General features: G+C 38.0%; 12 protein-coding genes. 10 read left to right on the top strand and 2 right to left on the bottom strand.

Annotated elements, in window-relative coordinates; all coding sequences use genetic code 11:
* Positions 1-216 precede the first annotated feature (216 nt).
* Both EFY79_RS12750 and EFY79_RS12745 read left to right on the top strand, forming a co-directional pair.
* Positions 217-2,562 (top strand): mechanosensitive ion channel family protein, encoded by a 2,346-nt coding sequence (locus EFY79_RS12750; RefSeq protein WP_123121092.1) that lies wholly within the window; start codon positions 217-219, stop codon positions 2,560-2,562.
* A gap of 40 nt (positions 2,563-2,602) precedes the next feature.
* On the top strand, positions 2,603-3,145 hold the full coding sequence (locus EFY79_RS12745) for a hypothetical protein (protein ID WP_123121091.1): 543 nt from the start codon (positions 2,603-2,605) through the stop codon (positions 3,143-3,145).
* Positions 3,146-3,254: 109 nt separating this feature from the next.
* Here EFY79_RS12745 and EFY79_RS12740 read toward each other — a convergent pair whose 3' ends face one another.
* Positions 3,255-3,800: a DUF3575 domain-containing protein gene (locus EFY79_RS12740; RefSeq protein WP_123121090.1), complete on the bottom strand. Its 546-nt coding sequence runs from the start codon at positions 3,798-3,800 to the stop codon at positions 3,255-3,257.
* 177 nt (positions 3,801-3,977) lie between these two features.
* On the opposite strand from EFY79_RS12740, the gene EFY79_RS12735 reads away from it, so the two are divergent.
* Complete coding sequence (locus tag EFY79_RS12735) at positions 3,978-5,024, top strand: Gfo/Idh/MocA family oxidoreductase (RefSeq protein ID WP_123121089.1); 1,047 nt, start codon at positions 3,978-3,980, stop codon at positions 5,022-5,024.
* A gap of 16 nt (positions 5,025-5,040) precedes the next feature.
* Here the strand turns inward: EFY79_RS12735 and EFY79_RS12730 are convergent, their stop codons facing one another.
* On the bottom strand, positions 5,041-6,018 hold the full coding sequence (locus EFY79_RS12730) for a glycoside hydrolase family 5 protein (RefSeq protein ID WP_123121128.1): 978 nt from the start codon (positions 6,016-6,018) through the stop codon (positions 5,041-5,043).
* A gap of 1,148 nt (positions 6,019-7,166) precedes the next feature.
* Here EFY79_RS12730 and EFY79_RS21435 point away from each other — a divergent pair.
* From EFY79_RS21435 to phoU, 7 genes are all read left to right on the top strand, one after another.
* Entirely contained in the window at positions 7,167-7,334 is a 168-nt protein-coding gene (locus EFY79_RS21435) for a hypothetical protein (RefSeq protein WP_158605210.1), read from the top strand.
* Positions 7,335-7,552: 218 nt separating this feature from the next.
* Positions 7,553-8,746 carry a hypothetical protein gene (locus EFY79_RS12720; RefSeq protein ID WP_123121087.1) on the top strand — a complete coding sequence of 398 codons (1,194 nt, stop codon included), beginning with the start codon at positions 7,553-7,555 and terminating at the stop codon, positions 8,744-8,746.
* 24 nt (positions 8,747-8,770) lie between these two features.
* Positions 8,771-9,850 carry a phosphate ABC transporter substrate-binding protein PstS gene (gene pstS / locus EFY79_RS12715; protein ID WP_123121086.1) on the top strand — a complete coding sequence of 360 codons (1,080 nt, stop codon included), beginning with the start codon at positions 8,771-8,773 and terminating at the stop codon, positions 9,848-9,850.
* Between the two features lie 78 nt (positions 9,851-9,928).
* Entirely contained in the window at positions 9,929-10,828 is a 900-nt protein-coding gene (gene pstC, locus EFY79_RS12710; RefSeq protein ID WP_123121085.1) for a phosphate ABC transporter permease subunit PstC, read from the top strand.
* A gap of 24 nt (positions 10,829-10,852) precedes the next feature.
* Positions 10,853-11,743: a phosphate ABC transporter permease PstA gene (gene pstA / locus EFY79_RS12705; protein ID WP_123121127.1), complete on the top strand. Its 891-nt coding sequence runs from the start codon at positions 10,853-10,855 to the stop codon at positions 11,741-11,743.
* Entirely contained in the window at positions 11,725-12,483 is a 759-nt protein-coding gene (gene pstB, locus EFY79_RS12700; RefSeq protein ID WP_123121084.1) for a phosphate ABC transporter ATP-binding protein PstB, read from the top strand. The genes pstA and pstB overlap by 19 nt, the downstream gene beginning before the upstream one ends.
* Positions 12,484-12,503: 20 nt before the next feature.
* On the top strand, positions 12,504-13,208 hold the full coding sequence (gene phoU, locus EFY79_RS12695) for a phosphate signaling complex protein PhoU (RefSeq protein ID WP_123121083.1): 705 nt from the start codon (positions 12,504-12,506) through the stop codon (positions 13,206-13,208).
* Positions 13,209-13,683: the final 475 nt, after the last annotated feature.

Here is a 13,683-nt window from a genome sequence, read left to right as displayed (position 1 = left end):
TAATTTAATTCAATTAATATTTGCAATTTAGTAACATCTTCCTTTTTAAATTCAGGCAATTACATAGTTAATATCGTCTGAATTCTGTTTATTGCCAACCCTCTAAAAAATAGAGTGATTCATCAGAATTTGATATTCTTATTTTGGCGGAAGCAGGCACATCATGCCTTAATAATGGAACAAATATTGATATTTGTAAATTTACGCATTTAAAATATGAATAGACTTGCCCTCGTTTTAGTATTTATCTTTCCTTTTCTCCATCTTTCGGCACAAAAAGCAGATTCAATTCCGGCCACATCAGGAGGGCGCGGATTTTCGCTATTCAGCAATGAGGATACTACCACCACAAATGATTACTTGCTGAGTATTGAGAAGGTTTTCCAGGTGTTGAACAAAGTACCTATACTATCGCAACCGATTCAATCTATCCAGGAAATTAACCGGCGTTTAATTGAAGACGATACTGTGCTTGCGATTATTTCTAACAGGATAAATTCAGATACGAGAACGCTGAATATCCGTAACCTTCAGATGTTTTCAATCATATTAAAACAGGTAAACCGCAATGCCTCAGTGTATGCAGGTGAATTGAATGACTATGACAGCATCTTCAATTCCATTAAATCTGAATTTACAGGCCTTAGAAATGATACGTTGTTTCGAAGGCTCGCCAGGGATTCCTCGCTTCGGGCAACCTTCAGGCCGCAACTTTTGCAGCTGAGGGGAAAATGGAAAAAGGCTGACAGTCTTATGAAAGTTGCTTACCTTCTTATCAGTAAAACACAGGCGCGCAACTCCGGCAATATAATCGCCAGCAATGAATTGCAGTTGCAAACACAAAGCATGATGGCGTCAACAGGCCCGCGAATATTTGGAAAGGAAAGCGATTACTTATGGGAATTTAAAAATGCCGGAATCGGGCCGGCATACTCATCAGAGTTTCAAAAATCCATTCAGTCTGAAAGGAAGATTACGCGGTATTATTTTGCGAATAGCAATAATCAATTGTTGCTTCTGTTGTTGTGCGGCGTGGTGTTCTTTTTTTGGGTGTTTTATAATTATAGAAGTCTTGAAAAGCTTAATAAATCAGACACGCTGGAATCATTTCATTTTCGCTACATGAATGCCGCACCGGTTTTTGCATCGCTTATCGTAATGCTCAACCTGGCGCCACTGTTCGATTTGGATGCGCCGTTCATTTATATTGCCACGGTTGAATTTTTGCTGATGCTTACGCTTACTTATTCATTCTGGCGAAGGTTAAAGAAAAAATTATTCTCTGCGTGGCTTTCCTTTATCATTCTTTTTCTGATACAATCTTATTCAAGATACCTTAATCTGCCTGAATATATTAACCGCTGGCTGCTACTTATATTAAACGGATTATGTGTGCTCCTCGGGCTTTATCTGCTGAAACAATTTAATAAACAATATAAAGAACACCGGTTTCTTTTTTTAACGGCTGCACTATACACGTTTTTTAATTTCCTCGCCATCGTCAGTAATATATTTGGCAGGACAACATTGTCACAGATACTTGGTTCTACCGGCACCTATGCCGTGATTCAAACTGTTGGGCTTTTGGTTTTTATTGAATCGGTGACAGAAGCATTTTTGTTACAGATTCAGGCAAGTAGAATGCGAAAGGATTACACTTCCGGCTTCGATCACCATGCAATTGCATCGGGTATCATGCGTTTTGTCATCTTCATTTCTATCATCATCTGGCTTATTGTTTTTGCCACTAACCTGAATATTTTCCATTTTATTTCGAGCCATATTTCGGGTTTGCTCAACAGGGTAAGATCGTTGGGTAGCTTCACATTCACTTATGGGGGAATTATTCTTTTTGTTCTTATTTTATATGTTGCCCACCTGCTCCAAAAATATATTGGTTATTTCTTTGGCAATATTGGCGATGAAGCCATTTTCGACAATAAAGGCCAGCGCTCCAGGCTGATGATTGTGAAACTCATCCTGCTTGTAGGTGGGTTTTTACTGGCCGTTGCCGCGAGCGGACTGGCCGTTGATAAGATTACCGTTATCCTGGGCGCATTAAGTGTGGGCATCGGGCTTGGCCTTCAAAGTATTGTCAACAATTTTGTTTCGGGCATCATCCTCATTTTTGATAAAACATTAAACATCGGCGATACGGTAGAGATTGGAGATAAAAAAGGAAGAGTGAGGCAAATCAGCATGCGTTCCAGCCGGCTGCTGACCGCCGACGGAGCCGAAGTTATCATTCCGAATGGATCCATCCTTTCTAATAATTTTATCAACTGGAGCCTGAATGAAAATTATATCCGCGTAGAACTGAATTTTACTGTTGATAAAATTCCTAAAGATATCCGCGAAGCAATTGCCGGAATTCTAAAATCACTTGATGATGTGGTAATAAAAAAAGAGCCGGAGATTTTAATAAGCACGGTCACTTCTCAATCTACCCAATTAAAAATCTATTTTTGGTGCGATGATGTGACAGTTCGCGACAAGACAAGGAGCGAAGCCTATGCGGCCGTATCAAAATACCTGGAAGGCGAAGGAATAAAAATTATGTAACTTATCTTTTTCAAAAAAAATATCAAAAAGAAAATCTTTTATGGAGCAATTAACCCTTGGAGTCGGTACCAGGCTTCAGCATCCTCAGTATGGCCCCGGAGTAATAGTGGGTGTGCGCCTGGCAACGTACCTTGTTTCTTTTATCAGCGACGGCATTAAAGAAATTGATAAGAATGACGACAGGCTGGAAGAAATTATTCCGGAGAATGTAACGCTCGAATTGGAAACCACCAGCGAGGTAGAAAAATCATTATTAAAAATCCTGCGGCTTTGGAGCGATGCCTCTGAAATAGTGCCGCTTGGCGACAGGTGGCAAGGAGGCACCATGGTTTTGCAGCCGGCAGATAAAACGCAGAAAGCAAAAGAAATTCCAATTGATGTTTTCTTCCACAAGATTGTAATGCTTCGCGACAGGCTTCGCGTGATGGAGCAGCAAATCAATGCGCATAAAATATTGAGTGACGAAGACAAAGTAAATCTTCAGCAATACATCACCCGCATTTACGGTACACTTACCACTTTTAATGTATTGTTTAAAAACAAAGAGAATTGGTTTGTAGGCGATAAGGGTGGGGGAGAGTAATTCATTTGCAGTAAACTAATAAATAATTTAAATTTATTTTCTGTTATTGGTTTTTGAAATAAAAAAACCGTCACTTCTCAGCAACGGCTTTTTTTCTAAATTTTAATACTTAAAAATTATAGCCGATGGAAAAATTGAGCGCTGGTAAAATTCCGCTTAATGCGTTCTGACCGGCGAAGTCACCTGTTTTGTCTTTGAAGCTGAAATCAACATATTGAATTCCACCATTCAAATCCAAAGTAAATCCGCTGTTCCAAATCCACTGGTGGCCGATTACCGCCTTTGCTGAAAAACCGGAAATATTGGTTTTTTGACCGGCGCCTTCTGAATCTTCAACTTTTGCAGTTCCGAATTGAGCGGATAGGCCCGGCGCAACGTAAGTTCCTCTTGGAGCCGTGCCGGTAAAATATAAACGATATTCTGCTCCAATCCCGTAAGTGGTATATTTAAACCCGGAAGATTTAAGCATTCCGAACGAAGGCAGAATTACCACTGAAGATTTTTCATTGAAGGCGTGTTCAAAGCCAAGATTGGCGCTGCCAAAAAACGCTCCCAAAGGATTGAGTTTAATAACATTGGGTTGTACATTGTCGGTTTGAGCAAAAATGGCTGTTGAGCACAATAAAATGGCTGCAGAGAAAATAATCTTTTTCATTTTGTTAGTTTGTACGTTTCAATTTTAATTAGAAGATGTAAGGATGCAATGCAACCTTTAATTTATTTCAGACAAAAACGGGATTCTTTTTTATTTATTGTTTTTATCCAAATAAATTTTACTTTTTTACTTTTGGAAATATCTGAAATAGCTTTTACTAATATTTAAAATGTAATCATGACTACTCCAATTAAAACAGCCTTGTGTTCGTTCGGCATGAGCGGGCTGGTTTTTCATTCTCCATTCTTAAGCATTAACCCCGGCTTTAATTTTTATGCCGTTTGGGAAAGAACTAAAAATGAGGCTCAAAAAAAATTTCCCAACGTTATCACGTATCGCAGCCTCGATGAAATGCTCAGCGATGAATTGGTGGAGTTGGTAATTGTAAACACACCGAACTATACCCATTTTGAATATGCGCAAAAAGCTTTGCAGGCAGGCAAACATGTAATTGTTGAAAAGCCTTTTACCGTAACAGTAAAGGAAGCGCAACAACTGATTGAACTTGCAAAAAAGAAAAACAAAATACTTTCAGTGTATCAAAACAGGCGCTACGACAGCGATTATAAAACGATTAAAAAAGTTTTGGATAAAAAATTATTGGGAGCAGTAGTGGAGGCTGAATTTCATTTTGACCGCTATCGCGAAGATCTGAGTCCAAAACAACATAAGGAAATTCCAGGTCCCGGCACAGGTGTGTTATACGATTTGGGCGCGCACCTCATCGACCAGGCTTTGCAATTGTTTGGATGGCCTGCAAAGCTTTTCGCTGACATCCGCATTATACGGCCGGTTTCCAAAGTGGATGATTATTTTGAAGTGTTATTGTATTATCCCAATTTAAGAGTCAGGCTAAAAGCCAGTTATTCTGTAAGGGAAGCCTTGCCCGGCTATATTATTCATGGATTAAAAGGTTCTTTTATCAAACCAAAAACGGACGTGCAGGAAGCGTTGCTGCAGGCCGGAAATATTCCCGGTGGCCCGGATTGGGGCACGGAGCCTGAAACAGAGAAAGGCTTATTGCATACGGAGATTAACGGAGTGGAAGAAAGAAAATATATTGACAGTGAACAAGGAAATTACGACGATTATTATTCCGGCATTTATGAAGCTATTCGCAATAACAAACCCGTGCCGGTAACTGCAGATGAAGGGATGAATGTAATCCGGGTTATTGAAGCTGCTTTTGAAAGCAGTAAGGCCCAAAAGGTGGTTCAATTATAAAAAAGGATTCATCAAATTAATTTGAATTAATCAGGTTCAGGATTTTTTTCTTGTTCAGTTGCCTTAAGTATTCCCTGGCCATAATGCCTGATTCTTTCAGGTCATTCAATTGCCAGTTTCCATTGGCAGGGGCGCCGGCCTTAAGCACAGAGCAGCTTTCATTCTTGTCTGCCACTGACCAGGTTATCCAGCTAATCTTTCGTTGTTCTGACCAATTGATCCATTTTTGCCATTCTTCCTTATTGATTTTGCCATCGCCAGAAGCTTCCATGCCGGCGGATTCAGAAATAAAAAGTGGCAATCCTCTTTTCAAAGCGGCATCAGCCTTATCGCGTAATTCCTGTTTATGAGTAGCCGCATAATAATGCAATGAATACATGAGATTGTTGAAGCCGGTGATGGGATCAGCAGCAGCTACATCCACATCCTGGTCCCAGTGAGGGCTTCCCACGATGATAATATTGTTTTTATCTATAGCTCTGATAGCGGATATCACCGCAACAGAATATTCCTTCACCTGCGGCCAGGTATCGTATTCCGGCTCATTATAAATTTCATAAATGATATTAGGATACTTGCCGTATTTATTCGCCATCTCTGTAAAGAACGCTTTTGCTTCTTCGGTTTTGATATGATGCGAATGCCAGTCAATAATTACATAAATTCCCTGTTTGATGGCAGCATCCACCACCGCTTCAATCTTTTCTTTTGACCATTCGGGTTTATCAAGGTAGCCATCCTTTGGTTCAACCCCCATGGCAGCGCGCACTACAGAACAATTCCAATCTTTAGCGAGCCATTTTACCGCATCTGCATTATAAAACTGCGGCCACCAGTTGTGCCAGCCAAAACTCATGCCCCTCAATACAACCTCTTTATTTTTTTCATCTTTCAATTGCGTACCTTCTACATGCAGTTGCCCGTGAACCTTTACGGGCTGCGCCTTTGCAGTGAAAGAAAAAAGGAGAAGGCAGCAAATAATATGAAATTTCATAAGTATAAATTTTTGATCTGTAGTTTTATTGCGTGCGCCTGTGCACAAGTTGTTTCCAGGTTCTGCAAAATAGGATTTAGGAGTTTATCGTACTAATTTATCTATTGTATTTGTTTTTAAATATCGTCCATTTTTAATTGATAGAAGGTGGGCAACCCAGCCATCAACTGTAAATTTTACATGGCCGGCCTGCAAAAACCCTCAATTTTTGATTTTTTAATTTTTACCTCCTTCATCAAACAGCCCCGGTTCTTCGAAAACATCCGCATTTTTTAAGAGAAAAAATTCGCCATAAAAAATAATTATTCATTTTTTTGACGAAGGAATTCGCTATAAAAAATAATTATTCATTTTTTTGACGAAGGGATTCACTTTTTTTATCAAGGGATTCACTTTAAAAAATAATTATTCACTTTTTTGACGAAGGAATTCACTATAAAAAATAATTATTGGTTTTTTTGACGAAAAAATCCGCTTTTCAGACAAAATGTTACCAATAAAAACTCAAAAATTTCATTTTTAAAGACAGAATTCACCATAAAAAATAAATATTCGTTTTTTGAAAGAAGGAATTCACTTTTTTTGATTAAAGATTCGCTTTAAAAAATAATTATTCACTTTTTGAAAGAAGGAATTCACTATAAAAAATAATTATTGGTTTTTTGAAAGAAGGGATTGGCTTTTTTAAATAAAGAATTCACTATGGGCGCATCATCATCAGCTTTTGCTCACTTATATTTACTGATATTGAGTTTAATAGACATGTTCCTGACGAGAATGAAGAAAGTTTTATTAATAAAACATTTTATCCTAAGTTATTTAAAGATATACGTAAACCAGAAAACAGTCGTTTGGATTTTCACACTAAATTGCTTTACATTGGATAAATCATTAACACCTGAGAAAACCATTTTGGGTAATTATTATGGGTTTCTAAATCTTGGTAACAATCCAGTTCTTCATTATATCTGGGTAGATGTACAGACGGTTATTAATTTAATTAAGGAAGCTAAGGGAACCTAATTGAATAGCTCAAGAGTCTATTCTCAACAACAATTGATCTAAGCCGGCGATTGTAACCCCTTCCTTGGTTCGTGACACACGAAACGGTATTTTTTAATTTTTAAATCCAGATAACAGATTGTGCTATGCAAATTCAAAGAAAATCTTATTCTGAAATCAACAGAACTTATTTTTTTACCGCAACTATCCATCAATGGCTGCCTTTGCTGGCAGTTAAAGAAAATAAAGAACTAATCATTGCCTTTGCTCGCAGGTCTCCAGACCTGTGCCAGCAAATCACTTATTCAGATTAGTAACGAACTATCACAGCTCTGGAGACCTGCGCCAGTTGGAGGCTTTATGAAGTAAATGCAGCAAATAAAAAGCATCAAATTTGGCAAAGAGATTCCCTAAGCGTGGAAATAAGATTTAATGATCAGCCGGGAGATTACTGCGTTTGTTAATATTAATTTAATCTTGCCGTAACAATGGGTTAACATTGCGGTGTGAATTTTGCATCTAAAAAAATTTTATGCAAAAAAGGAGCGCGCTTTTAAAAACTATATCTTCCTCCTCTTTAATCGGTATTATTTTATTGATTGTCTCGATCAATGCAGCGGCACAAGATTCTATAAAAACAAAAACCGAATTCAAACCTTCCGGAAAGATATGGGGTTATGCGTTTGGAGATTATGCTTATAAACTTCATGCAGATGCGGAAAAGCGCGGAAACGTTCAATATTCAAAGCTGCCGCAGGATTATAACTCTTTTAATTTTCGGCGTATCTACCTGGGATATGACTACCAATTTTCTCCAAATGTTTCTTCACAGTTTTTATTAGCGCATGAATCTACTTTTGAAGCGAATACAAATAATCCTGATGTGCTGACAGACAACAATCGTGCGGTGTATGTTAAAGCAATGAACATCCGATTTAAAAATGTTATCCCCCGTGCAACGATCATTGCCGGACAGCAGGCCACGCCTACGTTTTCTACTTTATCAGAAGGAATATGGGGATACCGTTCAATTGAAAAAACAATTGCTGATATGAGAGGAATTTCCAGTTCAACTGATTTGGGTATTGCCATCTCCGGAAAGATCGGGAAAAATGAAAACATTGGTTATGACCTGATGGTTGGAAATAATAATGGCGCCAGGGTTGAAAACAATAATTTTAAAAAGCTATACACTTCGCTCTATGCTTATTTTCTCGATAAAAAACTGGTGATCCAGGGAAATTATGAAGTTGGCAGAGCAGCGCTTTCTCCGATTCAAAAAAATATATCTACAATAAAAGTATTTGCTGCTTACAAGTCGTCTGCAACCACGGTTGGAGTAGAAGCTTTCCGGCAGGTACAAACTAACAACTCTACTTACCTAACCGGTATTGATACAGCTTTTTCTGATGTGAAGCCTTCCGGAATTTCATTCTTTCTGACCCAACAATTGACAAAAGATAAACTGAACTTCTTCGCCCGTTTTGATATGTATAATCCTGATTCGAAGTTCAATTCCGATAATAAATATCTCGGTTCGTACAACAGTAATAAAGAATCTTTTGCAACTATTGGCCTCGATTTTATCCCTTACAAAAATGTTCACATTATGCCAAACCTGTGGTATGATCAGTTTCACAGCAAAATGCCGGATGCAACAGGAAAATTAAAAAATGACTACGACCTCGAAGGCAGGATCACACTTTATTTCTTATTCAATAAATAAATTAAAACAACTCAAACTAAAATTATGAACTTTAGAAAACTTATTTTACCACTATTAATCGTCGCTTTAGCTTTAGCCTCTTGCGGCGGTAATAATTCTCAAAAAGAAGATGGCAATAAGACGTCAGATGTAAGCACTAATGGAATACTCGGGGCCGGCGCTACATTTCCTTATCCTTTTTATTCAAAAGTATTTGATGTTTACAATAAGGAAAAAGGAATTAAAGTCAATTATCAATCCATTGGCTCAGGCGGTGGCATCAAACAAATGCAAAATAAAACAGTTGATTTCGGAGCTTCTGATGCACCGATGAGCGATGAAGAATTGAGCAAATCTCCTGCACCCATCGTTCATATTCCAACTTGTTTGGGCGCGGTGATCATCACGTATAATTTACCCGGCGATCCGGTTTTGAAATTTACTCCTGAATTGTTGGCAAACATTTTTTTAGGAAAAGTCAAAAAATGGAACGATCCGAATATCGTTGCTATTAATCCCGGCGTAAAACTTCCTGATCTGCCTATTTCTGTTGTTCATCGTTCTGACGGAAGCGGCACTACTTATATTTTCTCTGATTACTTATCAAAAGTAAGTCCGGAATGGAATACAAAACCAGGTAAAGGAAAGTCGTTGGATTGGCCTGTGGGATTAGGCGCCAAAGGAAACGAAGGCGTTAGCGGATTGGTAAAACAAACGCCCGGAAGCGTTGGCTATGTGGAACTGGTCTATGCGCTTCAAAATAAAATGCCGGCCGCACAATTAAAAAACAAAGCCGGGAATTTTGTAGACGCAAGTTTACAATCCACAAGCGCAGCAGCAAATATTGATCTTCCTGCAGACATGAGAGTTTCCTTAACAAACACAGACGCTCCGAATGGCTATCCGATTTGCAGTTTTACTTATCTGTTATTGTATAAAGATCAGAAGTATGATAACAGAACCGAAGCATCTGCAAAAGCAACGGTTGATTTGGTAAATTATGTAATTCATGATGGACAGAAATATGCCGAATCCCTGGGTTACGCTCCTTTGCCTGATGCAGCGGTGAAGAAGGCGGAAGAGATTTTAAAATCAGTGACTTATGGTAATAAACCCTTGCAATAATAGCATTAAATAATGTCAGAAAAGGTATTGTAAACTCATTTTTATGAAGTTCGCAATACCGTTAATAATTAAAACAGAATGATACCCGCAATTACATTTAAAAACAACGGAATTAATTTTAAAGAAAAGGCATTTAAAAAAACGCTGACGATTTCGGCAATCGTGGCAGTCATTATTTTAATAGCCATTTTTTTTACCCTGCTGGTCAATTCGTTTCCCTCGATAAAAGCATTAGGCGCGGGATTTTTTTATGATAAAGCCTGGGACCCTGTTGCGGATGAATATGGTGCTTTGCCTTTTCTTGTTGGAACGCTGTTAACATCTTTTTTGGCGCTGCTAATTTCTACGCCTTTTTCGATTGCTGTTTCCATTTTTTTGGGTGAATATTACAAGAAAGGAATTGTTGCAGAAACGTTTAAAAATGTGATCGATCTACTTGCAGGAATTCCTTCCGTGATTTATGGCTTTTGGGGCTTGTTTGTTTTGGTTCCAATTGTCCGGATCATTGAAATGAAATTGAATGTTCCGCCTTATGGAGTTGGCATTTTTACTTCTTCAATTATCCTTGCAATCATGATTCTTCCCTTTTCTGTTTCATTGTCAAGACAGGTAATTTCAATGGTGCCTGATCATTTGAAAGAAGCAGCTTATTCACTTGGTGCAACAAGATTTGAAGTCATTACAAAGATCATTATCCCATATACAAAATCCGGTTTATTTGCTGGTTTACTGCTGGCTTTGGGAAGAGCTCTCGGAGAAACCATGGCAGTGACCATGTTGATTGGAAATACGCATTCAATTCCAACAGGAATCTTTAGCCCGGGAAACACCATGGCAAGCGTGATCGCCAATGAATTTTCTGAAGCAACGGGAAAATTATACACATCAGCGTTGATAGAAATGGGCTTGTTTTTATTTGTAGTGGCCACGGTGATCAACATTATTGGTAAACAAATTATTAAACGCTTTACTCTTTAGTGGATGAATAAATAATTTATGGAAATGCGAAAAGCAGATTTGGTAAATGTGGGTGATTCAAAGCGCGAAATCGAAAAACAAATCGCTCACAGAAACCGGAAAAATAAACGGTTCAAAGGAGTGATCATCGCGGCTACGATCATTTCAACTTTACCGTTATTATTTATTTTGTTTTATATCTTCAGGCAGGGAATTTCTGCGATCAACTGGCAATTTCTGACACATCTTCCAAAGCCTGTAGGTGAAACTGGCGGCGGTGTTGCAAATGCATTGGTTGGCAGCATTTTGATCTTATTAGTTTCCTGCATCATCGCCATTCCTGTTGGAATTGTGATTGGGATTTATCTGAATGAAGAAACAAATTCCAGGCTCGCTTATTATTGCCGCCTCGCTGTTGATGTTTTGCAGGGAATTCCTTCCATCGTTATTGGTATCATTATTTACGAATGGATCGTAAGGCCTATGGGCGGATTTTCAGCATTGTCAGGAAGTGTTGCGCTTGCTTTGATGATGCTTCCTTCGATTATAAAATCGACAGAAGAAACGCTGAAGCTTTTACCGGAATCTTTGAAAGAAGCTTCTCTTGCACTTGGAGTTCCTTATTATAAAACCATGTTGAAAGTCATTGTACCAACAGGTTTGGGCGGAATCCTTACCGGTGTTATTCTAAGTATTTCAAGAGTGGTCGGTGAAACAGCGCCTTTGCTGTTTACTGCTTTTGGCAGTCCGTTTATGACAACTGATATTTTTAAACCGATGAGTAGCTTGCCGCTCATCATTTTCAATTATGCGACAAGTCCTTATGAAGACTGGCATCAACTTGCGTGGGGCGCTTCGATGTTGCTGATACTGATGATTTTGATTTTAAATATTATTTCTAAAATTATTCAACGTAAATGGAAAGTGCAGTTTTAAAAGTGAGGAATTTCGATGCTTTTTTTGGAGAAAACCATATTCTTAAAAATATCAACCTGGACATTGATAAAAATAGTGTGTGGGCAATTATGGGACCTTCCGGTTGCGGAAAAACAACTTTTATCCGCTGTATCAATCGCATGCATGAACTGGCGCCAAACGCCACAGCAGAAGGCTCCATGCAATTGAACGGTGAAGAAGTTTATGAAATGAATCCCGTTTTATTGAGAAGAAAAGTAGGTATGGTTTTTCAACGTCCCAATCCATTTCCAACGATGAGTATCTATGACAATGTTATTGCCGGATACATTTTAAATGGCATTAAACTGAACAAGCAACAAAAGGATGAGATTGTTGAAACTTCTTTGAAAAGAGCTGCGCTTTGGATGGAAGTGAGAAGCACACTTCACAAAAGAGGAACCTTTTTATCAGGCGGACAGCAACAAAGATTGTGCATTGCACGGGCATTATCGATGAACCCGGAAATGTTATTATTGGATGAAGCAACTTCCGCGCTTGACCCGGTTTCCACTGCCAAAATTGAAGAGTTAATTCATGAATTGAAAGCGCAATACACGATTTTGATGGTAACACATAATATGCAGCAGGCAGCAAGAGTGAGTGATAAAACTGGTTTTTTTTATCTGGGTGAATTAATTGAAGCAAATAATACGAAAACGATTTTCACCAATCCAAAACATGAAAAGACACAGGATTATATCCGGGGTCATTTTGGATAGAATATTTAAAAATATAAATTATGGCATTATTAAAATGGAATCAAAAACTTACCCCACTCGATAATGAAATTCAACAGTTAAAACGGCAAGTGATTTCTATGTGGGAAATGGTTTTGTCGCAATTGCAAAAAGCAGAGGAGGCGTTAAAAAATATGGATCGCGATCTTGCACGTGAGGTGGTCCTTACAGAAAAAAGAGTGAACGCATTTGAATTAAAAATTGATCGTGATTGTGAAGACATCATTGCATTGTTTGCGCCTGTGGCTATTGATCTGCGCTTTGTGCTGGCGGTTTTAAAGATAAATATGAACCTCGAACGAACCGGTGATATCGCGGAAGGAATTGGCAAATTTGTAATGGATATTCCGCAGGATTTTGATGTTCGCTTATTTGAAATTACCCGTGTTCTGGAAATGTATCGCCAAGGCAATGAAATGGTCATCGATGTAATGAACGCGTTTGAAGAAGAAGAGACAAACCTTGCGAGAAAAGTTTTTAAGAAAGATGACCTGCTGGACGAGATCAATAAAAATGCGGCCGGTATTATTGCAGATTTTATCAAAGACAATCCGTCAAAGATTGAATCAGCTTTATACATTTTATCAACCATCAGAAAGCTGGAAAGAGTGGGAGATCAGGCAAAAAATATGGCGGAAGAAATTATCTTTTATTCAGAGGCAAAAGTGTTGAAACACAAACCGAAAAATAAAAAAAGTGAGGAATAAAAGTACTTATGTTACTGTTGTCAGAATATTGGTATCTCTCTCCATTAAATAGATGAAAAAACAATCAAAAACAAAAGTAAAAAAGCAGCTGTTTCTGAAGATTTATTTGATTTCCTTTCTTTCTTAAGTGATCTCCTGTCACAATTTTAATTGACCTCCGATTCCAGTTTGTCCCTTTGAAATTGGCCAAAGAACAGTTTTTTTATTGACAAAAAGTTGATTGTTTTAGCAAATACTAACCGGGACAATTTATGGCCAACAAACAATAATGCTTTCCCTTTTTGATGGTTCAATTTATTAAAACAAAAATTTGACAATAAAGGCCTTCCAGCTAGTCCCTTCTGCAACTTTTTTTATTACAGTAAACTAACAAATATTGTGAAATCGCCTTACGACGATTCGATTATATTATTTATGGATATATAATCATTTTAATTTCCGGAATTATTCTTTTATAATCTGCATGTTAATTTGT

Source organism: Hanamia caeni, from assembly GCF_003721595.1.
In the GTDB taxonomy this organism is placed as follows: Bacteria; Bacteroidota; Bacteroidia; order Chitinophagales; family Chitinophagaceae; genus Ginsengibacter; species Ginsengibacter caeni.
This window is presented reverse-complemented; position numbering and strand designations above follow the sequence as displayed.

Coding starts and splice junctions, on each gene's coding strand:
- EFY79_RS12750 (WP_123121092.1), top strand. CDS start 217: ATGAATAGACTTGCCCTCGTTTTAGTATTTATCTTTCCTTTTCTCCAT.
- EFY79_RS12745 (WP_123121091.1), top strand. CDS start 2,603: ATGGAGCAATTAACCCTTGGAGTCGGTACCAGGCTTCAGCATCCTCAG.
- EFY79_RS12740 (WP_123121090.1), bottom strand. CDS start 3,800: ATGAAAAAGATTATTTTCTCTGCAGCCATTTTATTGTGCTCAACAGCC.
- EFY79_RS12735 (WP_123121089.1), top strand. CDS start 3,978: ATGACTACTCCAATTAAAACAGCCTTGTGTTCGTTCGGCATGAGCGGG.
- EFY79_RS12730 (WP_123121128.1), bottom strand. CDS start 6,018: ATGAAATTTCATATTATTTGCTGCCTTCTCCTTTTTTCTTTCACTGCA.
- EFY79_RS21435 (WP_158605210.1), top strand. CDS start 7,167: ATGCAAATTCAAAGAAAATCTTATTCTGAAATCAACAGAACTTATTTT.
- EFY79_RS12720 (WP_123121087.1), top strand. CDS start 7,553: ATGCAAAAAAGGAGCGCGCTTTTAAAAACTATATCTTCCTCCTCTTTA.
- pstS (WP_123121086.1), top strand. CDS start 8,771: ATGAACTTTAGAAAACTTATTTTACCACTATTAATCGTCGCTTTAGCT.
- pstC (WP_123121085.1), top strand. CDS start 9,929: ATGATACCCGCAATTACATTTAAAAACAACGGAATTAATTTTAAAGAA.
- pstA (WP_123121127.1), top strand. CDS start 10,853: ATGCGAAAAGCAGATTTGGTAAATGTGGGTGATTCAAAGCGCGAAATC.
- pstB (WP_123121084.1), top strand. CDS start 11,725: ATGGAAAGTGCAGTTTTAAAAGTGAGGAATTTCGATGCTTTTTTTGGA.
- phoU (WP_123121083.1), top strand. CDS start 12,504: ATGGCATTATTAAAATGGAATCAAAAACTTACCCCACTCGATAATGAA.